This is a genomic window from Pantoea sp. KPR_PJ (assembly GCF_041386365.1).
Taxonomy (GTDB): Bacteria; Pseudomonadota; Gammaproteobacteria; order Enterobacterales; family Enterobacteriaceae; genus Pantoea.
The window spans coordinates 44,210-69,766 of record NZ_JABMIK010000012.1 but is presented as its reverse complement, the minus strand read 5'-3'; the positions used below and the strand labels follow the sequence as shown (position 1 = coordinate 69,766).

General features: G+C 57.5%; 25 protein-coding genes. 17 read left to right on the top strand and 8 right to left on the bottom strand.

All coding sequences use genetic code 11. The annotated features are described in order from the left end of the window. Positions 1-372 precede the first annotated feature (372 nt). From HP564_RS19305 to HP564_RS19295, 3 genes are read left to right on the top strand one after another with little or no spacing between them, the layout of a single operon-like run. Complete coding sequence (locus HP564_RS19305; protein WP_371245482.1) at positions 373-2,088, top strand: autotransporter assembly complex family protein; 1,716 nt, start codon at positions 373-375, stop codon at positions 2,086-2,088. Continuing rightward, a complete protein-coding gene (locus tag HP564_RS19300; RefSeq protein ID WP_371245452.1) occupies positions 2,085-5,855 on the top strand; it encodes a translocation/assembly module TamB domain-containing protein in 3,771 nt (1,256 codons plus the stop codon). The genes HP564_RS19305 and HP564_RS19300 overlap by 4 nt, the downstream gene beginning before the upstream one ends. Before the next feature lie 2 nt (positions 5,856-5,857). Continuing rightward, complete coding sequence (locus HP564_RS19295; protein WP_371245451.1) at positions 5,858-6,214, top strand: gamma-glutamylcyclotransferase; 357 nt, start codon at positions 5,858-5,860, stop codon at positions 6,212-6,214. A 49-nt stretch (positions 6,215-6,263) separates the two neighbouring features. Here the strand turns inward: HP564_RS19295 and ppa are convergent, their stop codons facing one another. The 3 genes from ppa to HP564_RS19280 form a co-directional block, all read right to left on the bottom strand. Then, a complete protein-coding gene (ppa, locus tag HP564_RS19290; RefSeq protein WP_371245450.1) occupies positions 6,264-6,794 on the bottom strand; it encodes an inorganic diphosphatase in 531 nt (176 codons plus the stop codon). A gap of 99 nt (positions 6,795-6,893) precedes the next feature. Further along, a complete protein-coding gene (locus HP564_RS19285) occupies positions 6,894-7,343 on the bottom strand; it encodes a DUF441 domain-containing protein (protein ID WP_371245449.1) in 450 nt (149 codons plus the stop codon). Between the two features lie 60 nt (positions 7,344-7,403). Then, on the bottom strand, positions 7,404-7,817 hold the full coding sequence (locus tag HP564_RS19280) for a lysozyme inhibitor LprI family protein (RefSeq protein WP_371245448.1): 414 nt from the start codon (positions 7,815-7,817) through the stop codon (positions 7,404-7,406). A gap of 155 nt (positions 7,818-7,972) precedes the next feature. Here HP564_RS19280 and HP564_RS19275 point away from each other — a divergent pair, with 155 nt between their 5' ends. Continuing rightward, positions 7,973-9,532, top strand: a complete 1,560-nt coding sequence (locus tag HP564_RS19275; protein WP_371245447.1) for a methyl-accepting chemotaxis protein — start codon at positions 7,973-7,975, stop codon at positions 9,530-9,532. A 46-nt stretch (positions 9,533-9,578) separates the two neighbouring features. Here HP564_RS19275 and fbp read toward each other — a convergent pair whose 3' ends face one another. Further along, positions 9,579-10,583 (bottom strand): class 1 fructose-bisphosphatase, encoded by a 1,005-nt coding sequence (fbp, locus tag HP564_RS19270; RefSeq protein WP_371245446.1) that lies wholly within the window; start codon positions 10,581-10,583, stop codon positions 9,579-9,581. Between the two features lie 168 nt (positions 10,584-10,751). Between fbp and mpl the strand changes: the two genes are divergently transcribed. After that, positions 10,752-12,104 (top strand): UDP-N-acetylmuramate:L-alanyl-gamma-D-glutamyl-meso-diaminopimelate ligase, encoded by a 1,353-nt coding sequence (mpl, locus tag HP564_RS19265; protein WP_371245445.1) that lies wholly within the window; start codon positions 10,752-10,754, stop codon positions 12,102-12,104. A gap of 91 nt (positions 12,105-12,195) precedes the next feature. On the opposite strand, the gene yjgA is transcribed toward mpl, so the two are convergent. Beyond that, a complete protein-coding gene (gene yjgA, locus HP564_RS19260; protein WP_371245444.1) occupies positions 12,196-12,738 on the bottom strand; it encodes a ribosome biogenesis factor YjgA in 543 nt (180 codons plus the stop codon). A gap of 117 nt (positions 12,739-12,855) precedes the next feature. On the opposite strand from yjgA, the gene pmbA reads away from it, so the two are divergent. The 11 genes from pmbA (at position 12,856) to HP564_RS19205 (ending at position 22,447) form a co-directional block, all read left to right on the top strand. Further along, the gene (gene pmbA / locus HP564_RS19255) at positions 12,856-14,196 is read left to right on the top strand and encodes a metalloprotease PmbA (protein ID WP_371245443.1); all 1,341 of its coding nucleotides are present in this window, start codon (positions 12,856-12,858) and stop codon (positions 14,194-14,196) included. A 70-nt stretch (positions 14,197-14,266) separates the two neighbouring features. Further along, entirely contained in the window at positions 14,267-14,653 is a 387-nt protein-coding gene (gene cybC, locus HP564_RS19250; protein ID WP_371245442.1) for a cytochrome b562, read from the top strand. A gap of 293 nt (positions 14,654-14,946) precedes the next feature. Then, complete coding sequence (locus HP564_RS19245; RefSeq protein ID WP_371245441.1) at positions 14,947-15,279, top strand: glycine dehydrogenase; 333 nt, start codon at positions 14,947-14,949, stop codon at positions 15,277-15,279. 21 nt (positions 15,280-15,300) lie between these two features. Beyond that, positions 15,301-15,657 carry an SFCGS family glycine-rich protein gene (locus HP564_RS19240; RefSeq protein WP_081140782.1) on the top strand — a complete coding sequence of 119 codons (357 nt, stop codon included), beginning with the start codon at positions 15,301-15,303 and terminating at the stop codon, positions 15,655-15,657. 2 nt (positions 15,658-15,659) lie between these two features. Next, positions 15,660-15,959 carry a DUF4312 family protein gene (locus HP564_RS19235; RefSeq protein WP_371245440.1) on the top strand — a complete coding sequence of 100 codons (300 nt, stop codon included), beginning with the start codon at positions 15,660-15,662 and terminating at the stop codon, positions 15,957-15,959. 28 nt (positions 15,960-15,987) lie between these two features. Beyond that, positions 15,988-16,764: a DUF4311 domain-containing protein gene (locus HP564_RS19230; protein WP_371245439.1), complete on the top strand. Its 777-nt coding sequence runs from the start codon at positions 15,988-15,990 to the stop codon at positions 16,762-16,764. Positions 16,765-16,774: 10 nt separating this feature from the next. Continuing rightward, positions 16,775-17,416 carry a DUF4310 family protein gene (locus tag HP564_RS19225; RefSeq protein ID WP_371245438.1) on the top strand — a complete coding sequence of 214 codons (642 nt, stop codon included), beginning with the start codon at positions 16,775-16,777 and terminating at the stop codon, positions 17,414-17,416. A gap of 45 nt (positions 17,417-17,461) precedes the next feature. Further along, complete coding sequence (locus HP564_RS19220) at positions 17,462-18,595, top strand: amidohydrolase/deacetylase family metallohydrolase (protein ID WP_371245437.1); 1,134 nt, start codon at positions 17,462-17,464, stop codon at positions 18,593-18,595. Further along, entirely contained in the window at positions 18,579-19,700 is a 1,122-nt protein-coding gene (locus HP564_RS19215) for a DgaE family pyridoxal phosphate-dependent ammonia lyase (RefSeq protein ID WP_371245436.1), read from the top strand. Before HP564_RS19220 ends, HP564_RS19215 begins: the two co-directional genes overlap by 17 nt. Further along, a complete protein-coding gene (locus HP564_RS19210; protein WP_371245435.1) occupies positions 19,697-20,437 on the top strand; it encodes a KDGP aldolase family protein in 741 nt (246 codons plus the stop codon). The genes HP564_RS19215 and HP564_RS19210 overlap by 4 nt, the downstream gene beginning before the upstream one ends. A 99-nt stretch (positions 20,438-20,536) precedes the next feature. After that, on the top strand, positions 20,537-22,447 hold the full coding sequence (locus HP564_RS19205; RefSeq protein WP_371245434.1) for a transcription antiterminator: 1,911 nt from the start codon (positions 20,537-20,539) through the stop codon (positions 22,445-22,447). Positions 22,448-22,482: 35 nt separating this feature from the next. Here HP564_RS19205 and HP564_RS19200 read toward each other — a convergent pair whose 3' ends face one another. Further along, the gene (locus HP564_RS19200; RefSeq protein WP_371245433.1) at positions 22,483-23,382 is read right to left on the bottom strand and encodes a LysR family transcriptional regulator; all 900 of its coding nucleotides are present in this window, start codon (positions 23,380-23,382) and stop codon (positions 22,483-22,485) included. A gap of 130 nt (positions 23,383-23,512) precedes the next feature. Between HP564_RS19200 and HP564_RS19195 the strand changes: the two genes are divergently transcribed. Continuing rightward, the gene (locus HP564_RS19195) at positions 23,513-24,217 is read left to right on the top strand and encodes a pirin family protein (RefSeq protein ID WP_371245432.1); all 705 of its coding nucleotides are present in this window, start codon (positions 23,513-23,515) and stop codon (positions 24,215-24,217) included. A gap of 158 nt (positions 24,218-24,375) precedes the next feature. On the opposite strand, the gene dolP is transcribed toward HP564_RS19195, so the two are convergent. Both dolP and diaA read right to left on the bottom strand, forming a co-directional pair. After that, positions 24,376-24,948 (bottom strand): division/outer membrane stress-associated lipid-binding lipoprotein, encoded by a 573-nt coding sequence (gene dolP / locus HP564_RS19190; protein WP_371245431.1) that lies wholly within the window; start codon positions 24,946-24,948, stop codon positions 24,376-24,378. A gap of 14 nt (positions 24,949-24,962) precedes the next feature. Further along, complete coding sequence (gene diaA / locus HP564_RS19185) at positions 24,963-25,550, bottom strand: DnaA initiator-associating protein DiaA (RefSeq protein ID WP_371245430.1); 588 nt, start codon at positions 25,548-25,550, stop codon at positions 24,963-24,965. Positions 25,551-25,557: the final 7 nt, after the last annotated feature.

Genomic DNA, 25,557 nt, shown 5'->3' with positions numbered 1-25,557 from the left:
AAAAATGTCTGCGCCTCGTCGACGCGGCGTCACCGCGCCGGGGCAGAAATAGAGCAGGCAGCGCCTGCGCCGGTGATTATAGCAGCAGCGCATAGAAGGCCGCCAGAGCCGTCACCGGACCGTTTAGGCTCAGATTAATCTGAGTGGCGCATGCTAATGATGCGCAGCGGTTGTATCGATTCGGTCATTTGCTGACAATGAAGCGCTATTTGGCTTAGTTAGCGTTTTTTCGCAGCCGCAGGCTGCTTGCAGCGGCTATGATGATGAGTGCGCCGCTGCGATGTGCTTATCCAGGGATTATCACTACGCCCCGCGGAATAGGGGTCGGCATCATTAACAGGAGTACGCGTGCCACGAATTCACGTCTGTTTTATGACCTGCCTGCTGGCTGTTGTGCCGGTTGCTGAGGCAGCGAAAGTGCGCCTTGAGGTGCAAGGATTAACCGGGGATCTTAACAAGAACGTGCGTGCTCGTCTTTCGACCATCGGCGCTGACGAAGTGTCAAACGATGGCCGCTTTCGTGCACGCGTCTCTGAAGCCATTGAGCAAGGACTGAAAGCGCTCGGCTACTACGAACCCGATATCGATTTTGAATCGCGTCCCGCGCCGCCGCAGGGTGGACGCCCCGTGCTGATTGCGCACGTTAAACCTGGCGAGCCGGTCAAAATTGCGGGAAGCACCATCGTGCTGGAAGGCGACGCGCTGCGCGATCCTGACTACCGGGCATGGGTGGAAGAGGGCACGCCGAAAAAAGGCCGGCAGCTCAACCACGGTGAATATGAAAAGTTTAAAAGCGGCTTCTCAAACCTGGCGCTGCGTAACGGCTACTTCGACGGTAACTTTAAAAAAAGCCAACTGGGCGTCTCGGTCGAGCGTCGTGAGGCGTTCTGGGATATCGATTATGACAGCGGCCAACGCTATCGCTTCGGCGACGTCAGCTTTAGCGGCTCGCAGATCCGCGAAGAGTATCTGCAAAATCTGGTGCCTTTTCACCATGGCGAATATTACAGCTCACGCGACCTGGCTGAGCTGAATCGCCGTCTGTCGGCAACCGGCTGGTTTAACTCCGTGGTGGTGGCACCCGAGTTTGATCAGGGGCGCAAAACGAAAATATTGCCGCTGAATGCTGTGGTGACGCCGCGCACCGAAAACACCATTGAGACGGGGGTGGGCTACTCTACCGATGTCGGCCCGCGCCTGAAAGCGACCTGGAAAAAGCCATGGGTCAACGACAGCGGCCACAGTCTGGCCGCCAGCGCCTATCTCTCTGCGCCGGAACAGCAGGTTGATATGAGCTATAAGGTGCCGCTGCTGAAAAGTCCGCTGGAACAGTATTACATCTTCTCTGGCGGCCTGAAGCGCACCGATCTCAACGACACCAAAGCGGACACCACGACGCTTGGCGTGTCGCGCTACTGGGAGAACAGCACCGGCTGGCAGAAAGCGGTCAACCTGAAATGGAGCCTCGACCACTTTACCCAGGGCAGCGTGACCAACACCACGATGCTGCTCTATCCGGGCGTTAGCCTCAACCGCACCCGCTCGCGCGGCGGCCTGATGCCGACCTGGGGCGATTCACAGCGCTATTCCATTGATGTCTCCGATACCACCTGGGGTTCTGACGTCGACTTCCTGATTTTGCAGGCGCAGAACGTCTGGATCCGCACGCTGGCAGACAAGCACCGCTTTGTGGCGCGCGGCAACCTCGGCTGGATTGAAACAAACGACTTTGAGAAAGTGCCGCCAGATCTGCGCTTCTTTGCGGGGGGCGATCGCAGTATTCGCGGCTACAAGTACAAAGATATTTCACCGCGCGACGATGACGGCAAACTCACCGGTGCGTCAAAGCTTGCCACGGGATCGCTGGAGTACCAGTACAACGTAACCGGCAAATGGTGGGGCGCGGTCTTTATCGATTCTGGTGAAGCAGTTAACGACATCAAACAGAGCAATTTTAAAACCGGCACCGGCTTTGGCGTGCGCTGGGCGTCACCTGTTGGGCCAATCAAGCTTGATATTGCCCGACCCATTGATGACAGCGAGGAGCATGGTTTGCAATTTTATATCGGACTGGGGCCTGAACTATGAAGCTGTGGAAAAAGGTCCTGACTGGCATACTGATTTTTCTGGTGCTGCTACTGGGCGGCGTGGCGTTTCTGATTGGCACCACGCCAGGTTTGCATCTGGTACTGAACGGCGCAGCGCGTTGGGTGCCGGGCTTATCGATCAAACAGGTGGATGGCGGCTGGCGTAACCTGACCATCAGCGGATTGCGTTATGAGATGCCCGGCGTCAGCGTTGACGCGGGGACGTTTCATCTGGCGCTGGATCTTAACTGCCTGCTGCACTCATCGGTGTGTGTCAATGACATTGCGCTGAAGAATGTCAACGTGCTGGTCGATAGCAAGAAAATGACGCCCGCACAGGAAACGCCGCCGGAAGAGGAGAGCGGCAGCGGCGACCTCAGCACGCCCTATCCGATTACGCTGCGCCAACTTGGCCTGCATAACATTAACGTGAAGGTCGATGACACGGCAATTTCCCTGCTCGATTTTACCACCGGGCTGCAATGGCAGGGACGTTCGCTGACGCTGAATCCAACCCATATTCAGAGCCTGCTGGTGGCGCTACCAAAAGCGGCAAAGGTTGCCAGTGAAGAGGTAGTACAGCCCAAAGTCCAGCAGCCGCAGCCGGATGAAAAGCCGCTGGGTGAAACCCTGCAGGCGATGTTTGCTAAACCGCTGTTGCCGGCGCTGCCCGATTTCCGCCTGCCGCTCGATATCGACGTGCAGGAGATCCTGGGTGAGCAGTTGCGCATGACCGGCGATACCGATATTACGGTGAACCGTCTGCTGCTGAAGGCAAAAACCGCCGATCGTCGCTTACAGCTTAGCACCCTGGAGGTCGACTCCAGCCTCGGCCAGCTTAACGGTAGCGGTGAAGCTATGCTGGCGGACAACTGGCCGGTGAATTTCACGCTCAACGGAACGGCCAGCGTCGATCCGCTGAAAGGTGAGAAGATCAAGCTGGATTTAAACGGCGCGATGCGCGACGAGCTGAAGCTGGGGCTGAATCTTTCGGGACCGGTACGCGCGCAGCTTGACGCCGCGACGCAGCTGGCGGTGGCCGGTCTGCCATTGTCGCTGCACCTGACCAGCCCCCAGCTGCGCTGGCCGCTGACCGGCGCGGTGCAGTATCAGGCTGATAATCTGGACTATCAGTTCAAAGGTAAAGCCACCGACTATGTGATGTCGATGCGTACCGCGGTGAAAGGCGACAGCGTGCCGCCTGCAACCATTGCGCTGGATGGTAAAGGCAATGTTGAACAGTTCAGCCTGGATAAGCTGCGCATCGGAGCGCTACAGGGCAATGTCGATCTCACGGCGCTGGTGGACTGGAGTAAAGCGATCAGCTGGCGCAGCGAGTTGACCCTCTCCGGTATTAACACCGCGCGTCAGTATCCAGACTGGCCCGCGAAGCTGGAGGGTAAAATCGCCACGCGCGGTAGCCTCTATGGTGGCAGCTGGCAGATGAGCGTGCCGCAGCTTCAGCTTAAAGGCAACGTTAAACAGAATGCCGTCAGCGCTGACGGCTCACTGAAGGGCAACAGTTACAACCAGTGGGATATTCCAGGCATCAAACTCGTGCTGGGCCGTAACAATGTCGACGTGAAAGGGTCGCTGGGTGACGCGCTTAATCTTGACGCCACTATTGATGCACCCCATCTCGATAACGCTTTGCCGGGACTGGGCGGCGTAGCGAAAGGCACGATCAAGGCGCGCGGCACGCTTCAGGCACCGCAGCTGCTGGCCGATCTCAACGCCACCGGGTTGCGCTGGCAGCAGTTGCAGATCCGCCGCGTCACGCTGGACGGTGACGTACGTTCCAGCGATCAGGTAGCCGGCAAGCTACAGCTGCGCGTCGAGCAGCTGAAGCAAGATGCACTCACTATCAGCCTGCTGACGCTGAACGCCAATGGTAACGAAAAAGCGCACCAGCTTAAGCTCAACGTACAGGGCGATCCTGTATCGGGTCAGCTGGCGCTTAACGGCAGCTTTGACCGCCAGCAGCAGCGCTGGCAGGGCACGCTTAACCAGACGCGCTTTGATACGCCAGTAGGGGAGTGGCGACTGACGCGCGAGATGGCGATCAGCTACCTTAATGCGAAACAGACCGCGACCATCGGAGCGCACTGCTGGCAGAACCCCCATGCGCAGCTCTGCGTGCCAGAACCGATTGAGGCTGGCCCGAGCGGCCATGCGCGCATTCAGCTCAACCGCTTTGACCTTGCGATGATAAAGCCGTTTCTGCCGGATGAAACTCAGCTGGCTGGCGTCTTCAGCGGCGACGCGCGCGTGAACTGGACGGCGGACGGGGCGCTGCCGACCGGCACTCTGTCGCTGAAGGGCAACGGTGTAAAGGTCAGACAGGATGTACAGGGCAATACCTTGCCGATCGACTTTAGCACCCTGAATCTCAATGCGGCGCTGCGTAACGGCCGTGCCGACCTCGACTGGCTTATTCGCATTGCCGGAAACGGTCAGTTCGACGGCAACGTGCAGGTTAGCGATCCGCAAAACCGCCGCACGCTGGGCGGCAACGTGAATATCCGCAACATCTCGCTGGCGCTGCTAAACCCGGCGCTGATGCAGGGTGAGCAAATCAAGGGCAACCTGAACAGCAGCCTGCGTCTGGGCGGCAGCGTGAAGCAGCCACAGATCTTCGGCCAGCTCGGTTTACAAAATGTCGACGTTGACGGCAACTTTATGCCGGTCGATCTGACCGCTGCGAGTCTGAATATGGTGTTCAACGGTATGAGTTCGACGCTCAACGGACTGGTACAGACTGCGCAGGGGAATATCAACCTGAACGGCAATGCCGACTGGAGCCAGCTCGACAACTGGCGCGCGCGTATCGCCGCGCAGGGCAGCCGCGTGCGCGTCACCGTGCCGCCGATGGTGCGCATGGATGTCTCACCGGATCTGGTGTTTGAGGCAACGCCGGCGGCCTTTAGTCTGGATGGCAGCGTCGATATTCCCTGGGCGCGTATTACGGTACAGGAAGTGCCGGAGAGCGCCACAGGCGTGTCGTCGGACGAGGTGCTGCTGGATAAGAACCTGCAGCCGATTCAGCCTAAAACTGCGGCAATCCCGATCAACAGCAACCTGGTGATCCACGTTGGCAACGATGTGCGCCTGTCGGCTTTCGGTCTGAAGGCGAAGCTTAACGGCGATCTGAAGGTAGTGCAGGACAAAACCGGTCTGGGCCTGAACGGACAAATTAACATTCCGTCTGGTCGCTTCCACGCTTACGGTCAGGATCTTATCGTGCGCAAAGGTGAACTGCAGTTTGCCGGTCCGCCCGATCAGCCCTACATCAACCTGGAGGCCATTCGTAACCCGGAAGCCACTCAGGACGACGTCACCGCTGGCCTGCGCGTGACCGGTCTGGCCGATGAGCCGAAGGTAGAGGTCTTCTCCGACCCGGCGATGTCGCAGCAGGAAGCCCTCTCTTATCTGCTGCGTGGTCAGGGATTAGGCTCTGACGGCGACGGTAACGCATTAACCTCAGCGTTAGTCGGGCTGGGGGTTGCACAAAGTGGGCAGGTTGTGGGTAAAATCGGGGAGACGTTTGGCGTCAGCAATCTTGCCCTTGACACCACAGGGGCTGGCGACAGCCAGCAGGTGCAGGTCAGTGGTTATGTGCTGCCGGGTCTACAAGTAAAATATGGTGTTGGCATTTTTGATTCACTGGCGACCTTGACCTTGCGTTATCGCCTGATGCCCAAACTCTATTTGGAAGCCGTATCCGGTGTGGATCAGGCTCTTGATTTGCTCTATCAGTTTGAGTTTTAGCAATGCGAATAATTGTCTACGGCAGTTTACGGCGCAAACAGGGAAACAGTCACTGGATGACGAATGCGCAATGGCTGGGGGATATGCAGATTGAGGGCTATGAGCTCTACAGTCTCGGCCATTATCCGGGCGTGATCCCGGGCGAAGGAACCGTCTATTGTGAAGTTTACCGCATCGACGCCACCACGCTGGGCGAACTGGATGCATTGCGCACTAAGGCTGGCGAGTATAAGCGCCAGCTGATGCAAACGCCTTACGGCAGCGCATGGCTCTATGTCTACCAGCGTCCGGTAAAGGGACGTCAGCGTATTGCCAGCGGCGACTGGCTACAGCGTGACGATCCTCCGTCAGACCCATAAACAAAAACACCGTCCAGAGGACGGTGTTTTTTTATCAGCCATAGGCAGATTATTTCTGCTTCGCACGCTCGAAAGAGGAGACGATCTCCGCTTTCGCCGCTTCAGCGTTATCCCAGCCTTCAACCTTCACCCATTTGCCTTTTTCCAGCGCTTTATACTGCTCGAAGAAGTGGGTGATCTGCGCACGCAGCAGTTCTGGCAGGTCGTTCACATCTTTAATGTGATCGTATTCTTTAGTCAGCTTGGTGTGCGGTACGGCAACCAGTTTGGCATCTTCGCCAGACTCGTCGGTCATTTTCAGCACGCCAACTGGGCGGCAGCGAATGACAGAGCCAGGCTGCAGCGGGTATGGGGTCGGAACCAGCACGTCAACCGGATCACCATCCAGCGACAGCGTATGGTTGATATAGCCGTAGTTGCACGGATAGAACATCGCCGTAGACATGAAACGGTCTACAAACAGAGCGCCAGACTCTTTGTCCACTTCGTATTTGATTGGATCGGCGTTAGCCGGGATCTCAATAACAACGTAGATATCTTCTGGCAGTTCTTTGCCTGCAGGCACCTGGTTCAAACTCATCGGGCATTCCTTCAATAGTCATATGTTGAGTGACGGCTATTATAGCCAACTGACTCTGAAAGTATGCCCCAATTTTGACCTTTCGGAATGGTCCACGCCCTACTTTGCGGTGATAAACAGCGAGACAATTCCCGCAGCAATCAGCGGGCCAACCGGCACGCCGCGAAAGAAGGCCACACCAATCACCGTGCCGATCAGTAAGCCGCCAATAACGGTGGGTTGCACGCTCATAAAGCTGACGCCGCGGCCGCCCAGCCAGGCAACAAAAATCCCCACCAGTATGGCCACAATCGACTGCCAGTGAACAAAAGATTTCAGCAGCGATGAGGCGGGAAGCGAGCCGCTGGCAAGCGGGGCCATGACTGCAACCGTCAGAATAATAATGCCGAGCTGGATGCCCTGTTTCTCAACGTAGGGGAAAAACTGCGACAGCGGGGTGAGCTTAATGGCCAGCAAAATCAGGATAGAGAGGGTTACCGCGCTGTTATGGACAAAATAGCTCAGGACCGCGAGGCCGATAAGGATAAGAGTAGAGGCATACGCAGCCATAAATGCTCCCTGAAAGGACGTTGTTACGCTGGAACACGCCAGCGCGTGAGCCACTATTTATCAACAATCGCCGTTGCTGGCGCAACTGCCTTTATTCAGCGACTGCAACATCAGTGCCTGATTGCGAACCAGATCGACGCCCTGTCCGGCAACAGCGATCTGCGCCATGGAGCCCTGCGTGCGGGTAAAAAAGGCCCTGCTTGCGGCCTGCCAGCTATCGCGGTAGGCCAGCCACTGGCGCTGCGTGCGGCGCAGCGCCGTTGCCGGCTCGCCGCTCAGAGAGTTGATTAGCTGGTTGTAGTGGATATTCATTTCTCGGTCCCAGGCCTGGCTGGCGCGATCGTAGCAGGACACCATCGCCACGGTAGACGTGGCGTCATTGAGACACTGCGCCAGCGCAAGGTCAATCGGGTTCTGCTGTGCCAGCGCGGGAGAACTGAGCAGCAGAGCAACGGCGGCAATACCTTTTTTCATCCTGTAAATCCTCTTTAAGAGAGCGTAAGCGTGCGGAAATGACAGGGAAATGACCATCAACGTCGGTAAAGTTTCTCTGCGCAACTGCCGATAACTTGTACGTTTTAGGGCTGCTGGATTTTCTGCCTTTCTCTAAGCAAACGGAAAAAAACATCATGAAAAAGCTCTCACTACGCACAGGATTATTAGCTTTACTTGCCTTTATGACGCTGCTGCTGCTGGCGGTCAGCGTGATGGGCATTATTGCCATTAATAAAGGGAATCAGTCACTGAATGTCATTAACCGCATTCAGGGTATCGAACTCAACGCGCTCTATCAAAGCAACGGCGACTTAATGCGCGCGCGAGCCACCTCCGCGCTGGCGGTGCGCAAAATAGAGATTGGTCTGCTGGAAGAGGGCGCGACAGCCACGAAACAGGTTCAGGCTGACGTGCGCGATTCGCAGCAGAATATGAAAGCCTTTATTGACGCCGGGACCGTGACGGTGAAAGGCAAAAAGCTGGCTGACGAGGTCGTCGCCACCTATAACGCCTATATGGCGCAGGGCATTAAACCGATCGTCGATGCGCTGGAAAAGCAGTACACCGACGAGTATTACGCCGTACTGGAGGGCAATCTCGCCACGCTGGCACAGAACTACAGCGATGCGGTCGCCGCCTTTGGCACCTACGCCGACAGCGTTACTGATATGCAGCTGGCGCAGGCGGCTCACAACGAAACGTTGATGAAGGCATTGATCGGTACGGCGGTAGCCCTCACGCTGCTGCTGTTCGTACTCGCCTGGGTGCTGATGCGTCGCCTGTTGCTACAGCCGCTGGATCATGCCATCGGGCACCTTGAGCAGGTTGCCGCGGGCGACCTGTCACACACGCTGCCTCCGGCAGGCGATAACGAACTGGGTCGACTGAACCGCGCGTTAGCTGAGATGCAGCAGGCGCTGCGGGCGCAGGTAAGCCAGGTGCGGGAAGCCAGCCTGCAAATCGACGTTGGCAGTCGCGAACTGGCAGCGGGCAACGTGCACCTGTCCCAGCGCACAGAGGAGTCAGCGGCGTCGCTGGAGCAAACGGCAGCCAGCATGGAACAGCTTACCGCCACGGTGCGCCTCAACGCCGCCAATGCGCAGCAGGCGAACACGCTGGCAAACAGCGTCTCTGATACCGCCGATCGCGGTGCAGAAGTGGTGTGCTATGTGATGGAGAAGATGCAGGAGATCACCGACAGCGCCAGGCGCATCGGCGACATTCTTGGCGTGATCGACAGCATCGCTTTCCAGACCAATATCCTGGCGCTCAACGCCTCGGTGGAGGCCGCGCGTGCGGGCGAACAGGGGCGCGGGTTTGCGGTGGTGGCAAACGAAGTGCGTACTCTGGCACAGCGCAGCGCTAATGCGGCGAAGGAGATCCGCGGGCTGATCGCAGAGTCGCAAACGCGGGTAAAAGAGGGCAGCGATATGGCCACGCGCGCGGGCGAAACCATGGATGAGATCTCCAGCGAAGTGATGCGCGTCACGGCGCTGATGAAAGAGATTTCAATGGCATCGGACGAGCAGAGTCGCGGCATTGAGCAGGTGAATCAGGCCGTGACGCAGATGGATGAGGCGGCGCAGCAGAATGCGGCCCTGGTGGAGCAGGCGACGGCGGCAACGCAGTCACTGGAGGCGCAATCGCAGCATCTGCAATCTGCGGTGTCGCTGTTCAGGCTGGAAACGGCATAAACGGCATAAAAGAAAGGGCGCGATAATCGCGCCCTTGCTCTCTGGCTTACTGCGCCGCGTCAGGATACTCGCGCAGGAAACGCTCTACATCATCAACCATCGCATCGTTGCCGCAGAAGAACGGGCAGCGCTGGTGCAGCGTTTCCGGCTGAATGTCGAGAATACGTTTCGTGCCGTCGCTGGCTTTACCGCCAGCCTGCTCCGCGAGGAAGGCCATAGGGTTGCACTCATACAGCAGGCGCAGCTTGCCGTTAGGGTGGCTGGCGGTGCTCGGGTAGAGATAGATGCCGCCTTTCAGCAGGTTACGGTGAAAATCCGCCACCAGCGAGCCGATATAGCGGGAGGTGTAAGGACGATGCGTGGCATGATCCTCTTCCTGACAGAACTTCAGGTATTTCTTCACGCCCTGCGGGAAACGAATATAGTTGCCTTCGTTAATGGAGTAGGTATAGCCCGTAGGGGGATAGGCCATGCGCTCGTGGCTCAGGCAGAAAACGCCGAGCGACGGATCGTAGGTAAAGGCGTGTACGCCACAGCCGGTGGTATAGACCATCATGGTTGAGGAGCCATACACAACGTAGCCCGCTGCAACCTGCTTGTGACCCGGCTGCATAAAGTCCGCTTCGGTGACCGGCGTTCCCGGTGCGCTGACGCGGTGATAAATAGAGAAGATGGTGCCGACGGAGACGTTAACGTCGATATTGGAAGAGCCGTCCAGCGGATCCATCAGGACCACATATTTACCGTTTTCAACTCCTTCGAAGATTACAAACTCATCCTCTTCTTCCGATGCAATCCCTGCCACGATGCCGCGCGCTTTCAGTGCCGCTTTAAGCTTTTCGTTCGCGAAGAGATCCAGCTTCATCTGCTGTTCACCCTGAACGTTTTCAACGCCGCTGGCACCGAGAATATCGACCAAACCGGCTTTGTTGATATCGCGATGGATGATTTTTGCGCCCAGTTTGATAGCGGAAATCAGCGCCGTCAGTTCACCTGTAGCGTGAGGAAAGTCGTGCTGTTTCTCGACGATAAATTCGCCTAACGTTTTCATAACACATTCCCTGAATCTTCGATGGAGTGGCAGCCTGCCTGACAAACCGCCAACGTTTGCGTACGCAGTTTAGCCGATTGAACTTCAAAAACCATAGTCCTAATCCGTTTCTTAAGTCTGCGAGCGGGGTTACACTGTGCGCCGAACTTTTGAGTAATGGATCAAGTTATGCGCATTCATATCCTTGGGATTTGCGGCACCTTTATGGGCGGTCTGGCAATGCTGGCACGTTCCCTTGGCCATCAGGTGACCGGTTCGGACGCCAACGTTTACCCGCCGATGAGCACACTGCTGGAGCAGCAGGGCATTGAACTCACTGAAGGCTACGACGCCTCACAGCTCGATCCCGCGCCGGACCTCGTTATCATCGGCAATGCGATGACGCGCGGCAACCCCTGTGTTGAGGCGGTGCTGAAACGCAACATCCCCTATCTCTCTGGACCGCAGTGGCTACATGACTTCGTACTGCGCGATCGCTGGGTGGTGGCCGTAGCAGGAACCCACGGGAAAACAACCACTTCTGGTATGGTAGCCTGGATACTGGAGTCGTGCGGACTGGCGCCTGGCTTTATCATTGGCGGCGTGCCGGGCAACTTCGAGGTTTCGGCAAAATTAGGACAAAGTCCATTCTTCGTTATCGAAGCCGATGAATATGACTGCGCCTTTTTCGACAAACGCTCCAAGTTCGTTCACTACTGCCCGCGCACGTTGATCCTCAACAACCTTGAATTCGATCACGCTGACATCTTTGACGATTTACGGGCTATCCAGAAGCAGTTCCACCATCTGGTGCGTATTGTGCCGGGCCAGGGCAAGATCCTGCTGCCAGAGCACGATCACAACATCAGGCAGGTGATGGCGATGGGCTGCTGGAGCGAGCAGGAAGGCGTTGGCGAAGGCGGCCGCTGGCAGGCGAAAAAGCAGGTGCCCGATGCGTCGCGCTGGGAAGTGCTGCTTGACGGCGAGAAAGTGGGCGAGGTGAACTGGTCGCTGGTGGGCGAGCACAACATGCATAATGGCCTGATGGCTATTGCCGCAGCGCGTCACGTCGGCGTAAAACCCGAAGATGCGGCGCAGGCCCTTGACAGCTTTATCAACGCGCGCCGTCGTCTTGAACTGCGCGGCGAGGTAAACGGCATCAAGGTGTATGACGATTTTGCCCATCACCCGACCGCGATCCTGGCGACGCTCTCGGCGCTGCGCAGCAAGGTGGGCGGCAGAGCGCGCATCCTGGCGGTGCTGGAGCCGCGTTCCAATACCATGAAGATGGGCGTGAGCAAAAACGATCTCGCTCCGTCGCTGGCGCGTGCGGATGAAGTCTTTTTGTTCCAGCCGCACCATATTCCGTGGCAGGTTTCTGACGTCGCTGAGGCCTGCATGCCGCCCGCGCACTGGAGTGCCGATATCGATACGCTGGTTGAGATGGTGGCGAAAACCGCGCAGCCGGGCGATTCAATCCTGGTGATGAGCAACGGCGGGTTCGGTGGGATTCATCAGAAGCTACTGGATCGACTGGCGTAATCTTTACAGCGCCCGTAGCAGGGCGCTTTTTGATTTCTACGCGGTTGCCAGAAGCGTCACAGGCAGGCTGAGCAACCCGCCTGAACCGGGCTTAGTTCTCCGCCAGCTCACGTAAATACTGGAAAATCTGACGCGAGGCTTTGGGCGGTTTATTGCCCGCTTTCTCTTTCTGCGCGTTGCGGATCATGCTGCGCAGCTGCTGACGATCGGCATGCGGATAAAGAGTAATGACCTCATTCATTGCCTCGTCACCCTGTTCAATCAGGCGATCGCGCAGCGCTTCTAGCTTGTGGAACAGCGCAACCTGCTGATTATGACGGTTCTTTAGCTTATCCAGCGCCTGGCGAATCGGGTCAACGTCGCGAGAGCGCAGCATTTTGCCAATCAGCTGCAGCTGGCGACGGCGGCCCTCTTTCTTAATGCGCTGGGCCAGTTCAACCGCGGCCAGCAAATCTTGATCAAGCGGGATCTTCTCCAGGGCGTTCTTGCCCAGATCGACCAGTTCGGCACCCAGGCGTTTTAGCTCTTCAGCGTCGCGTTTAATTTCGCTCTTACTGACCCAGATAATCTCTTCGTCTTCTTCTTCCTGATTATCCGGTACATCGTCGAGCCACTCATCGGGCTGTTTGGTCATTTTCTGGGCTCCCCTAAAAAAAGAGGCTAATCCTATCAGTTTATCGGGTGACTGCGAAATTGTTCTCTGACTCTGATAGACTCAAAACTTTCATACATAAGATTAGACGGCAGGCCGATGAACGTATCTACTCAGGTTGCAGAACAGCGAAAAGTGTTGGAACAGGCAGTGGCGCAGGCGCTGGATCTGGCGAAAGCCAGCACCGACGGCGCGGAAGTGGCAGTGACCAAAACCACCGGAATCGGCGTCAGCACCCGTTACGGCGAAGTGGAGAACGTCGAGTTTAACAGCGATGGCGCGCTCGGCATCACCGTTTATCATCAGAACCGCAAGGGCAGCGCCTCTTCCACTGACCTTAGTCCGGAAGCGATTAAACGCACCGTGCAGGCGGCGATCGACATTGCCCGCTATACCTCAGCAGACCCCTATGCCGGGCCAGCGGATGCCGAGCTGCTGGCGTTCGACGCGCCGGATCTCGACCTCTACCACCCCTGGGAGATCGACGCCGATCGCGCCATCGAGCTCGCCGCGCAGGCGGAACAGGCGTCGCTGAAGGCCGATTCACGCATCACCAATACCGAAGGCGGCAGCTTCAACAGCCACGTCGGCATTAAAGTTTTCGGCAACAGCCACGGCATGATGCAGAGCTACTGCTCCAGCCGCCACTCGCTGTCCAGCAGCGTTATCGCTGAGCAGGACGGTAACATGGAGCGCGACTACGCCTATACCATCGGCCGCGCCTTTGACGATTTGAAAAGCCCCGACTGGGTGGGCGAAGAGTGCGCGCGACGCGTACTGTCGCGCCTTGCGCCGCGCAAACTGTCTACCATGAAAGCGCCGGTCATCTTCGCACCGGAAGTGGCTACGGGCCTTTTCGGCCATCTGGTTGGCGCGATCAGCGGCGGCAGCGTCTATCGTAAATCGACCTTCCTGCTGGACGCGCTGGGACAGCAGATCCTGCCGGAATGGCTCACGATTAACGAGCAGCCACATCTGCTGAAAGGGCTGGCATCGACGCCGTTTGACAGCGAAGGCGTGCGCACTCAGGCGCGCGATATCATTAAGGATGGTGTGCTGCAAACCTGGCTGATGACCAGCTACTCGGCGCGCAAGCTGGGCCTGAAGAGCACCGGTCACGCGGGCGGCATCCACAACTGGCGCATTGCTGGCCAGGGCAGCAGCTTTGAAGACCTGTTGAAGCAGATGGGGCGTGGCCTGGTGGTCACCGAACTGATGGGCCAGGGCGTCAGCGCCATTACCGGTGACTATTCACGCGGTGCGGCGGGCTTCTGGGTCGAGAACGGTGAAATTCAATATCCTGTGAGTGAGATCACTATTGCAGGAAATCTCAAGGATATGTGGCGTAATATCGTCACGGTGGGTAGCGACATTGAAACGCGCAGCAACATACAATGTGGATCGGTGCTGCTGCCGGAGATGAAAATCGCCGGACAATAATAAAACTCGCTTTCTGAAAGCAGCCGCTCTGGCTGCTTTTTTTTTACCCACAAGAAAAAAGGACACACTGATGCGTAAGCCTGTGATTGCAATGTTAGCTCTCTCCTTGTTGTCAGGAAGCGCCACTCTCTATGCGGCCGATCTCGAGAAAGATATGGACACGCTGAAAGAGGGCCTGAGTACCGTAATGAAAACCCGCGATGCGCAGACGATGCAGCAGGCGCTGAGCAACATGCGTCAGGCAGCGGAAGACGCGAAAAAATCGACGCCGGAGAAACTGGAAGGTCAGCCAGCAGACAGCGCACAGATCAAGGATTATCACGCCGGGCTAGACTCGCTGATTGCGCAGATCGACGTGGTCAACGAACTGGCAAAAGCGAATAATGTGGACGGTGCGAAAACCGAAGCGCAGAAGCTGGCAGATATCCGCAACGCCAATCATAAAAAATTTCGCTGACTTTCAGGCCGGTCCGCGCGACCGGCTTCACTTCATCATCGGCTTTTCTTATCTCATTCCGTTTTTAATCTGCGCTCCGCGCCGCGCTCTGCACGATTCCCTTTTGACCTTGGCTGTTAACGCTCAGATCCGTGCATAACGCGGCCTGTATCACACAATCCATGCATCCTGCGATCTGGCGCACAGACTGCCCTGCGATTTCCACTTCAATGCGGAAAAAGTGCGCCTGCACTTAAGCAGCGTCTGGCCGTAATTTATTTGCAACGCGAATTTTCGTGAACAGGAGTAGCAAGGTGAGCAGCAACGGAGCTTCGGTACAGCAGGCCACGCCAGAAGAGATTCAGGCGCTGGCCGACACGGTCATGACGCAAATCGCGGCGATCTATGCCCAACACACTATAGAGCCAAACGCGGTGCAGCAGCAGATGCTGGCTTCACACGTGCATGCCATGGCGCTGCGTTCACTGACCGGCGAACCGCTGCCAGAGGTTGAGGCGGAACTGTTTGAGGATATATCGCCAGAAACGATGCAGCTGGCGCAACAGGTGGTCGATCTCTTCGGCAACCTGCCGCGCGAGGAAGCCTGGCTTCTCTCCGTCCATATTGAAGTGGCACGTTCTAACTAACTGTTAAATGAGGAAATTATGATGGTAACTGTCGTAATCGGCGATCGTTTAGGTAAAGGACAGAAAGTGGCTGCCGGGATTGAAAAAGCGGGCGGGCGGGCTGTAGTGGTGCCGGGCGTCGCGGCAGATATGAAGCTGGGCGACGTGATGAAGGCTGAAAATGCTGACTTTGGCATCTCCTTCTGCGGCAGCGGTGGCGCAGGGGCGATCACTGCACAGAACAAATATGGCTACAAGGCGCGCCACGGTATGCGTTCCATTGACGAGGGTGTGACTGCCATTAACGAAGGTGCCAACGTGCTCGGCTTCGGCTTTATGGACAAAGAGGAGTTGGGCGAACGGCTGGTGCAGGCCTGGAACAAGAAGCACGGCAGCTAACGATGAAAGAACAATACGTTACCCAGGTGACGGTGCAGGGCAAAGGCGACAGCAAAGAGAAGGCCTTTGCCGATGCCCTCAGCCGCGTGCAGAACCAGGTTCTGCGCGCGACACAAAAGATTCTGCTGCGCATAGAACCCCTTGATGTACGGGTGCTGCGCGCGCAGGAGAGCGTCAGGACGGAGAAATTTCTTTTCTTCTTCCTGGCGCGCCAGCGACGGAGCTACAGCGTAGAGCTGGAGATTTCCGTCAGCGTTACCGTGATCGATACCGGGCAGGTGACATTCACGACGACGCCTTAAAAACAGACGACAACAAAGGTAAAAAAACATGTTTTTAATAATTTTGCTTAAGTCGTTGATCATCGGAGGGCTAGTGGGTGTGGGCGTGGGGGCCGGTGCGGCACGTATGTTCCATGCGCCAACATCGCAGGGCATGGGTGCATTCCGTACGCTCGGCGAGCTCAACGCCTGCGAAGGCGATCCCGCTTCGCACTTCTCCTTTGGTCTCGGCTTCTTCTTCAATGCCTGGGCATCATCCGTGGCGGCAGGTTCCTTCACCCAGGACGTAGACCACCGCATCATTCCTAACTGGGGCGCAGCGGCGTTGATGGTGAAAAACCGCAACCTGGCGGAAACTCTGCACGATCCGAAAAAAATGGCTATCGCCTGCGGCATTATCGGCATGGTCGTGGTCGCCTTCCTTAATTCTACAGCCTCAGCTGTTCCGGCTGCCTTGCAGGTAACGGCGGTAAAAGTGCTGGTTCCGGCAGCAAACCTGCTGGTTAACACCGTGATGCCGGTGATTTTCTGGCTGGCGGCGATCGATGCCGGTAAGAAATCGGGCTTCTGGGCAACGATTTTTGGCGGGCTGGCGCAGCTCATTATGGGTAATGCCGTGCCGGGCCTGGTGCTGGGTATCCTGATCGGTAAAGGCGTCGAAGAGAGCGGCTGGAACAAGGTCACCAAAGTCATGATGGTGGCGATCGTGCTGCTGTTCGTGCTGAGCGGTTTCTTCCGCGGTTTTGATATGAAGCTGCTGCAATCCTTCCAGCTCGGTATCCCCGGCTGGCTCGACATGATCCATAACTCCCTGAGCGGCAAATAAGGTTATCGACATGACTGAAAACAAAGGCTTTTGGTACGCCGACTGGTCTTTCCCGATCTTTGTCGGCCTGCTCTCATCGGGCGTATTTGCCGGTACGCATATGTACTATCTCTACGGCATCGGCGCGTTCAACGAAGTGGCGTTCGTTTCAATGCTGCGTGCCGGGATGGAAACCGGCGTTTACGGCGCGGTGGCGGCCTTCGGCGCAAGCTTCCTGTTTGCCCGCATTATTGAAGGCTCGCTGGTCGGGATTCTCGATATCGGGGGTGCCATCCAGACCGGCGTTGGTCTCGGGGTGCCCGCACTGCTGCTGGGGGCGGGCATCGTTTTCCCCGTGGCTAACTTTGCTGCCTCCCTGGCTACCGGCCTGGTGATTGGCGTGGCGATTGGCTACGTCATTATCCTAGCGCGTAAATTTACCATTAACCAGAGCGACTCTACCTACGGTGCCGATGTCATGATGGGAGCAGGTAACGCCTCTGGCCGCTTCCTGGGCCCGTTGATCATTCTCTCGGCAATGGCGGCCTCAATCCCAATTGGCCTTGGCTCGCTGCTCGGTGCGCTGCTGTTCTATCTGTGGAACAAACCGATCACCGGCGGTGCGATCCTCGGTGCCATGATCCTCGGCGCGATCTTTCCGGTCGCGATCTGACAGAGGCGGCGGACCGCGATCCGGCCGCCGCGATAAGGAGATGCTATGTTCGATCTGATTCTTCGCCGCGCAAGGCTGACGGATGAGCGGCTGGTGGATATCGCGCTTGAGGATGGCAAGATTGCCGCCATTGGCGATGAGATACAGGGGAGCGCCGCAAGGGAGCGCGATCTGGCGGGACGCTACTACGTCAGTGCGGGCTGGATCGATTCCCACGTTCACTGCTACCCCAACTCCCCGATCTACCATGATGAAGCGGACGCGATCGGCGTGTCGACCGGCGTGACGACGGTGATCGACGCCGGAAGTACCGGTGCGGATCATATTGATGATTTTTATGCCCTGACCCGCAGTGCGATCACGCAGGTCCATGCGCTGATCAACATCGCCCGCACCGGTATTGTGACGCAAAACGAGCTGGCGGATATGCGACAGATCGATGGCGACGCGGTGCAGCAGGCGGTAAACCGACTGCCTGCGTTTATTGTCGGCCTGAAGGCGCGCATGAGCAGCAGCGTCGTGGGTGAAAACGGTATTCAGCCGTTGATCAAAGCCAAAGCGATCCAGAAACAGGTGGGAGATCTGCCGCTGATGGTGCATATCGGCAACAATCCGCCCGATCTGGCAGAGATCGCCGATCGCCTGACCGCCGGTGACATCATTACCCACTGCTTTAACGGCAAGCCCAACCGCGTGCTGACGCCGCAGGGTGAACTCAAAGCCTCGGTGCAAAATGCCCTCGCGCGCGGCGTCAGACTGGATGTCGGCCACGGCAGCGCCAGCTTCAGCTTTGAGGTAGCACGCGTTGCCATCGCCCAGGGCATTCTGCCCGACACCATCAGCTCAGACATCTACTGCCGCAACCGCCTTAATGGGCCGGTGCATAACCTGGCGCACGTGATGTCGAAGTTTTTCAGCGTCGGTATGACGCTGCCGCAGGTGATCGACTGCGTTACCTGGAAAGCCGCTGAGGGGCTGCGCCTGACGCGCAAAGGGCGTCTTGACGTGGGCTTCGACGCCGACCTGACCATCTTTAGCGTGACGGACGCCCCCCGCCTGTTTATCGACGCAGAGGGCGAGCAGATCACCGGAGAGAAACATCTTACGCCGCTCGCGGCCATTGTGGCGGGCGAGTGGCATCTGACAGAAGAAGGGAAAGCCAATGTCTTCGATCTATGAAAAATATGGCCTGAAGCCGGTCATCAACGCTTCAGGACGCATGACCATTCTCGGCGTTTCCACGCCGTCAGCGGAGGTGATTGAGACCGTACAGACCGGCCTCAGCCACTATTTTGAAATGAAAGATCTGGTGGATAAAACCGGTGCCTATATTGCGCAGTTGCTGAATGTCGAAAATGCGGTCGTGGTCTCCTGCGCCTCGGCGGGCATTGCGCAGTGCGTAGCGGCGGTTATCGTCAAAGAGAACGACTGGCTGCTGGATAATCTGCACGCTGCACCACTGGAGGTGCCGCACGAGATCGTGGTGCCGAAAGGGCATAACGTTAACTATGGCGCGCCGGTAGGCAGCATGGTCGCGCTGGGCGGCGGTCGTCTGGTAGAGGCGGGATACAGCAACGAGTGCTCACCCGAGCAGCTGGCGGCGGCGATCACGCCGCAGACTGCCGCCATTCTCTACGTGAAATCTCATCACTGTGTGCAGAAAAGCCATCTCAGCGTGGAGCAGGCCGCCGGCGTGGCGCGCAGATACGGCGTGCCGCTGATTGTCGATGCCGCCGCTGAAGAAGATTTGCAGTGCTATTACCAGTTCGGGGCAGATCTGGTGATCTACAGCGGTGCGAAGGCGATTGAGGGGCCGACCAGCGGGCTGGTCACAGGCAGACAGCAGTATGTTGAATGGGTCAAACGCCAGAGCAACGGCATTGGCCGGGCCATGAAAGTGGGTAAAGAGGGCATCCTGGGGCTGACGCAGGCGATTGAGAACTATCTCCGGCTGGAAAAGCCCAGCGGCGCGCAGATGGTAGCGAAAATGACCCCCTTTATTGACAACCTTAACCAGCTGCACGGCGTAAGCGCTCGCGTAGTGTGGGATGCGGCAGGACGCGATATTGCCCGCGCTGAAATAACGTTTGACGAGGCGGCTATTGGTCAGCGCACCGGCGACATCGTGCAGGCGCTGAAGAACGGTGAAACTGCCATCTATTTTCGCGGCTACAAAGCCAATGAAGGCATCATTGAGGCAGACGTGCGCAGCGTCAGCGCTGAGCAGCTGCACACCATCTTCACCTCAATCCAGGCACTACTGAACGGAGGAAAAACCGCATGACGCTAAGCCCTAATTTTTACAAGGATCGTCTGTGTCTCAACGTGCTGGCTGGCTCAAAAGCCAACGCGCGCGCCATCTGGGAAGCGGCTGAGGGACATGTGCTGGTGGGCGTACTATCGAAGAACTACAGCAGCAATGAGGCGGCTATTGCCGATATGCGCGACTATGCCGCGCTAATCGATAACGCGCTCTCGGTAGGGCTCGGCGCGGGCGATCCGAACCAGTCAAAAATGGTGAGTGAGATTTCAGCGGTGCTGCAACCCCAGCATGTTAACCAGGTCTTTACCGGCGTCGGCACCAGCCGCGCGCTGCTGGGCCAGTCGCAAACCGTGGTCAACGGTCTTGTTTCACCAACAGGTACTCCCGGTAGGGTAAAAATCTCAACCGGGCCGCTGAGCGCGCAGGGCACTGACGCCGTGGTGCCTGTCGACAGCGCCATCGCGCTGCTGAAAGATATGGGCGGCAGCTCGGTGAAATATTTTCCGATGGGCGGACTGAAAGCGGTGGATGAGTATCGCGCCGTGGCCGAGGCGTGTGCAGCGCACGATTTCTGGCTGGAGCCGACGGGCGGTATCGATCTTGATAATGTTGAGGCGATCCTGACGATCGCGCTGAAGGCGGGCGTCAGCAAGATCATTCCACACGTTTACAGCTCAATTATCGATCCGGTGAGCGGCGACACGCGTGTGGAAGATGTGCGTCAGCTTCTGGCAATCTGCAAGAGGCTGCTGCCCTGACGATCATCACGTCGGCGCATGCATGGACGATATGCGCCGTTCGTCGTAGTCTGGCGCTTTCCACCCTATTTATGCCATCGCTGTAACAGGTAGACTGCCTTGAGATTTCCAAATCAGCGCCTTGCGCAACTGTTTGACGCCTTACAAAACGAAACGCTGCCCCAGGGTGAGCTGGCGCGGCGTTTTGCTATCTCGACGCGTACCGTACGTACCGACATCAGCGCGCTTAACGCCCTGCTGGAAGAGTATGGCGCGCAGTTCGTGCTTAGTCGCGGTGAGGGCTACCAGCTGAAGATTGAGGATGCGCTGCGCTTCCAGCGGCTGGAGTTGCAAAAACGTTCGCCGCTGCGCGTACCGCGAACCGCGACAGAGCGCGTGCGCTACCTGCTGACGCGGTTTCTTACTGCGGCCTGGTCGCTTAAGCTGGAGGATCTGGCAGAGGAGTGGTTTGTCAGCCGCGCGACGCTGCAAAACGACATGGCCGACGTACGTGAATGGCTGGCGCGCTATCATCTGAATATCGAAAGCAAGCCTCACTACGGGATGAAGCTGTTCGGCAGCGAGGTGGCGATCCGCACCTGCCTGACCGATCTGCTGTGGCAGATCGATCAGGAGCAGGCCGACAGCCCGCTGATCCGGGTTGAGGCGCTGCACAGCGGTATCCTGGAAACGCTGCGCCCCCTGCTGCAACAGTGCCTGACGCGCCACAACGTTCGTCTGAGCGATGAAGGGGAACGCTATCTGCGCCTCTATTGCGCGGTTGCGGTACGACGCATCAGCGAAGGCTATCCGCTCAGCGATCCGGGCGCGGAAGATGTAGGGCTGGATGTGCGTGAGGCCGCGCACCAGCTGATCAATCTGCTGCGTCCGCTGGTAGGAAAACCGGTGTCGCCAGCGGAAGAGAGCTGGCTGCGGGTCAATATCGCGGCGCGCCAGATCCAGGAGGCTGCGCCCAGTGCCATCAACGCCGACGATGCCGATGCGCTGGTGGATTACCTGCTGAGTTATATCAATACGCACTATAACTACCGACTGCAGGGCGATGAGCAGCTGCGTGCCGACCTGCTGACGCATATTAAAACCATGATTACCCGGGTGCGTTATCAGATCCATATTCCTAATCCCCTGCTCGACAATATCAAACAGCACTATCCTATGGCCTATGATGTCACGCTGGCGGCCGTGTCGAGCTGGGGCAAATATACGCCCTATGTCATCAGCGAGAATGAGATTGGTTTTCTGGTATTGCATATCGGTGTCGGGCTGGAGCGCCACTATGATGTCGGCTATCAGCGCCACCCTCGCGTGTTGCTGGTGTGCGACAGCGGCAACTCGACGCTGCGCATGATCGAGGCAATGCTGCTGCGTAAATATCCGCAGCTACAGGTGACTGAGCGCCTGTCGCAGCGTGAATATGAAGCACGCGCGCGCATTGATGAGGACTTTGTCATTTCTACGACGCGGCTGAGCGAGAAGGAGAAGCCGGTAGTGGTGATGTCGCCCTTTCCGACCAGTTTTCAGCTTGAGCAGATCGGCAAGCTGGTGCTGGTGGATCGCACGCGTCCTTATATGCTGGAGAAATTTTTCGATGAACAGCACTTCCTGATTGTCGATCGGCCGATGACCCAGTCCCAGCTGTTTCGACAGCTGTGTGACCGCCTGGAGGCAGAGGGCTATGTCGACGAGAGCTTTTATCCTTCGGTAGAAGAGCGCGAGGCAATTGTCAGCACCATGCTGGGAGAGGGCATTGCGTTACCGCATTCGCTTGGCCTGCTGGCGAAGAAAACCGTGGTTTATACCGTGCTGGCACCGCGGGGTATTGCATGGGGTGAAGATACCGCCTCGGTCATCTTTCTGCTGGCGATCAGCAAAAGCGAATATGAAGAGGCGATGGCTATCTATGACCTGTTCGTCACCTTTTTACGGGAAAGGGCGGTGACCCGGCTGCGCGACAGTAAAGATTTCGCGGGATTTAAGGCGGTAGCGATTGAGTGTCTGGGGAAACTGTAAGCACTCACGCCCGCCTTGCGGTAGGGCGGTTACGGTTAGCTTTTTTTCGCCAGCAAACGGGGGATTTCGCGCAGACACCAGGCTTTGGCCTCACCCATGCTGTCACGACGCCACGCCATAATGATATCCACTTCACGCGTATATTCCGGGCTGACCACGCGCAGCCGACCTTCGGCAATATCCTTTTCCACCAGCGAATAGGGCATGGTAGCAACGCCAAGACCCGCCAGCAGCGCGCGGCGTTTGTCATCCATGCTGCTCACCGTCAGACGCTGCTGCTTATCCAGCAGCTGCACCGTCAATACGGGGCGTTCACGTGCGGTATCGGCCACCGCAATGCCGCGATACTTCACGCGGGTCACTTCCGACTGTGGTTCCGGCTCGTTATGGATAGGGTGATCGGCGCTGGCCACATAAACGCTCATCATGGTGTAAAGCTTGCGGGTATTAATTTCGGTTGAGGCGCGAAAGTGCATGTCGGGTGCGATCACAATATCGGCGCGCCCCTGCTCCAGCCGCTCCCACGCGCCGGCCAGCACTTCCGTCACCAGCGAAATCTGGGTATTCGCTTTTTCCGACAGTTTTTCTACCAGCGGAAACAGCGCCTCGGTAGGTACCAGCGCTTCAGTGACGATAGTGAGATGCGTTTCCCAGCCGCGTGCCAGCGCTTCAGCGTCGGTGGTGAGCTTATCGGCCGCTTCCAGCAGGACGCGTCCGCGCTCCAGCAGCATACGCCCGACGTTGGTAAATTTCGTTCGGTGACCAGAGCGGTCAAACAGCACCACATCCAGCTCCTCTTCCAGCTTCTGCATGGTGTAGCTGAGCGCAGAGGGCACGCGCCCCAGCTCATCCGCCGCCGCCGCAAAACTGCCGCGACGGTCGATTGCATCCATCACGCGCAGCGCTTCAAGGGTTAAGGCACGCTCTTTAGCCATCCGAACTCTCTTTCAGGAAATTTGAATATGCACGGCAGATTAACTGGCTAACAATACGGCGTCCAGCCTTTTACCATAACAGGTATCAAGTCTGCGGCTGCTCTCTGCCGCAGCGAGCTGGAGGTAAATCATGATAACGACACGCAGTGCGTCCGCATGTGGCCAGGCTGATTTCGGCTGGTTGCAGGCGCGCTACAGTTTTTCTTTCGGTCACTATTTCGATCCCAAACTCATGGGCTATGCCTCGCTGCGCGTGTTGAATCAGGAAGTGCTGGCTCCCGGCGCGGCCTTTCAGCCGCGCACCTATCCTCAGGTCGACGTGCTGAACATCGTGTTGCAGGGCGAGGCGGAATACCGCGACAGCGAAGGTAATCATATTGTTGCGCGTGAAGGTGAAGCGCTGCTGCTGGCGACGCAATCGGGCGTCAGCTACAGCGAGATCAACCTGCGTAAGGATCAGCCCTTAACCCGCATGCAGATCTGGCTGGCCGCCTGTCCCGAACGGGAAAATCCGCTGATGCAGAAAATTGCGCTACCGGCGTGCGAAAATATTCAGCTGATCGCCTCCCCTGACGGCGCGGGAAACAGCCTGATGCTGCGTCAGCAGGTGTGGATCCATCAGCTGCGGCTGGAGCCGGGCGAAGAGCAGACGCTGGCGCTGCGCGGGCCGCGCGCCTATTTGCAGTCGATTCATGGATCGCTGGAGGCGGTAACGCGCGGCGAGCATCAGGAGAAACTGGCGTGCGGCGACGGTGCCTTTGTGCAGGAAGAGCAGCTGATACGGTTGCGGGCGAAAACCGCTACGCGGGCGCTGGTGATTGATATACCCGTGTAAGCACATCACTGGCTCAGGTTATTGAATTAGTGAGCAGGGCAATGAATGACAGAGGGTGCGCCGTCAGGGAGAACATCTGGCGAACGCACTTGCTCTGTCGTGCTCGTTCACCGTCAGTGACAAACAGGGCGGCCTGGGCCGCCCTGTTATTTTCGTCGTTATTTCAGCAGGGTAAAGGCGGTGGTCACGTGCTTCACACCGCTGACCCGGCTGGCAATATCTGCCGCCGCTTTTGCCTCTTCAGCCGTCACCAGACCTAACAGAAAGACCTCGCCATTTTCCGTCGTCACTTTCACATTCGATGACTTCACCTGATCGCTGCCCAGCAGCTGCGAACGGATTTTGGTGGTAATCCAGGTATCGGATGATGAGGTCCCCAGCGTTACTTTCTGGCCAATGCGGATTTCGTTATAGACCTCGGTCGCGCCATCTACGCCCATTGCAATCTGTTTTGCCCGGCTGGCGATATCCTGAGAAGGGGCCTGGCCGGTCAACAGGACCTTACCCTGATAGGCCGTGGCGATGACGCGTGCGTCCGTTTTGATCTGCTGATCTTTCGCCAGCGCGTTACTGACGCGCAGCTCCAGCGTGCCATCGTCAACCTGCGTGCCGACGGTACGCGGATCGGTGGCAGTTTTGGTGGCAACAGCCGCGCCGCCGGCAACAACGGCAACACAGCCCTGCAACAGCATGGCGGTTAACAGGATAGCGACAGCGTTCAATGCTTTCATCTTTGCTCCTTCAGTCATTCCTGGTGGGGAAAAAGGGTGTTATCAATCAGGTCACACAGGCAGTTGAGCGTCAGCATATGCATCTCATGGATACGGGCGCTGCGGTGCGACGGAATGCGGATTTCCACGTCGTGCGGACCCAGCAGGCCCGCCAGCTCGCCGCCGTCATAGCCGGTAAGCGCAACGATGGTCATATCACGGGTCACCGCAGCTTCAACGGCTTTAACGATATCGCGGGTGTTGCCGCGGGTGGAGATCGCCAGCAGCACGTCGCCGGTCTGACCCAGTGCGCGCACCTGCTTGGCATAGATTTCATCGTGCTGGCGATCGTTGGCGATCGCCGTCAGCATTACATTATCTGCGCTGAGCGCCAGCGCAGGCAGGCTGGGGCGCTCGGTCTCAAAGCGATTAATCATGCTGGCGGCAAAATGCTGCGCATTGGCAGCAGATGCACCGTTGCCGCAGCTAAGAATTTTGTTGCCGTTAAGCAGGCACTGCACCAGCGTCATCGCGGCGCGCGAAATGGCATCCGGCAGCGCTTCCGCCGCCGCAATCTGGGTTTGTATACTTTCAGTAAAACACGCTTTAATTCTGTCCTGCACACGACCA

Excerpts from the sequence above, each read along its gene's own strand:
- HP564_RS19305 (WP_371245482.1), top strand. The coding sequence starts at position 373 with ATGACCTGCCTGCTGGCTGTTGTGCCGGTTGCTGAGGCAGCGAAAGTG.
- HP564_RS19300 (WP_371245452.1), top strand. The coding sequence starts at position 2,085 with ATGAAGCTGTGGAAAAAGGTCCTGACTGGCATACTGATTTTTCTGGTG.
- HP564_RS19295 (WP_371245451.1), top strand. The coding sequence starts at position 5,858 with ATGCGAATAATTGTCTACGGCAGTTTACGGCGCAAACAGGGAAACAGT.
- ppa (WP_371245450.1), bottom strand. The coding sequence starts at position 6,794 with ATGAGTTTGAACCAGGTGCCTGCAGGCAAAGAACTGCCAGAAGATATC.
- HP564_RS19285 (WP_371245449.1), bottom strand. The coding sequence starts at position 7,343 with ATGGCTGCGTATGCCTCTACTCTTATCCTTATCGGCCTCGCGGTCCTG.
- HP564_RS19280 (WP_371245448.1), bottom strand. The coding sequence starts at position 7,817 with ATGAAAAAAGGTATTGCCGCCGTTGCTCTGCTGCTCAGTTCTCCCGCG.
- HP564_RS19275 (WP_371245447.1), top strand. The coding sequence starts at position 7,973 with ATGAAAAAGCTCTCACTACGCACAGGATTATTAGCTTTACTTGCCTTT.
- fbp (WP_371245446.1), bottom strand. The coding sequence starts at position 10,583 with ATGAAAACGTTAGGCGAATTTATCGTCGAGAAACAGCACGACTTTCCT.
- mpl (WP_371245445.1), top strand. The coding sequence starts at position 10,752 with ATGCGCATTCATATCCTTGGGATTTGCGGCACCTTTATGGGCGGTCTG.
- yjgA (WP_371245444.1), bottom strand. The coding sequence starts at position 12,738 with ATGACCAAACAGCCCGATGAGTGGCTCGACGATGTACCGGATAATCAG.
- pmbA (WP_371245443.1), top strand. The coding sequence starts at position 12,856 with ATGAACGTATCTACTCAGGTTGCAGAACAGCGAAAAGTGTTGGAACAG.
- cybC (WP_371245442.1), top strand. The coding sequence starts at position 14,267 with ATGCGTAAGCCTGTGATTGCAATGTTAGCTCTCTCCTTGTTGTCAGGA.
- HP564_RS19240 (WP_081140782.1), top strand. The coding sequence starts at position 15,301 with ATGGTAACTGTCGTAATCGGCGATCGTTTAGGTAAAGGACAGAAAGTG.
- HP564_RS19235 (WP_371245440.1), top strand. The coding sequence starts at position 15,660 with ATGAAAGAACAATACGTTACCCAGGTGACGGTGCAGGGCAAAGGCGAC.
- HP564_RS19230 (WP_371245439.1), top strand. The coding sequence starts at position 15,988 with ATGTTTTTAATAATTTTGCTTAAGTCGTTGATCATCGGAGGGCTAGTG.
- HP564_RS19225 (WP_371245438.1), top strand. The coding sequence starts at position 16,775 with ATGACTGAAAACAAAGGCTTTTGGTACGCCGACTGGTCTTTCCCGATC.
- HP564_RS19220 (WP_371245437.1), top strand. The coding sequence starts at position 17,462 with ATGTTCGATCTGATTCTTCGCCGCGCAAGGCTGACGGATGAGCGGCTG.
- HP564_RS19215 (WP_371245436.1), top strand. The coding sequence starts at position 18,579 with ATGTCTTCGATCTATGAAAAATATGGCCTGAAGCCGGTCATCAACGCT.
- HP564_RS19210 (WP_371245435.1), top strand. The coding sequence starts at position 19,697 with ATGACGCTAAGCCCTAATTTTTACAAGGATCGTCTGTGTCTCAACGTG.
- HP564_RS19200 (WP_371245433.1), bottom strand. The coding sequence starts at position 23,382 with ATGGCTAAAGAGCGTGCCTTAACCCTTGAAGCGCTGCGCGTGATGGAT.
- HP564_RS19195 (WP_371245432.1), top strand. The coding sequence starts at position 23,513 with ATGATAACGACACGCAGTGCGTCCGCATGTGGCCAGGCTGATTTCGGC.
- dolP (WP_371245431.1), bottom strand. The coding sequence starts at position 24,948 with ATGAAAGCATTGAACGCTGTCGCTATCCTGTTAACCGCCATGCTGTTG.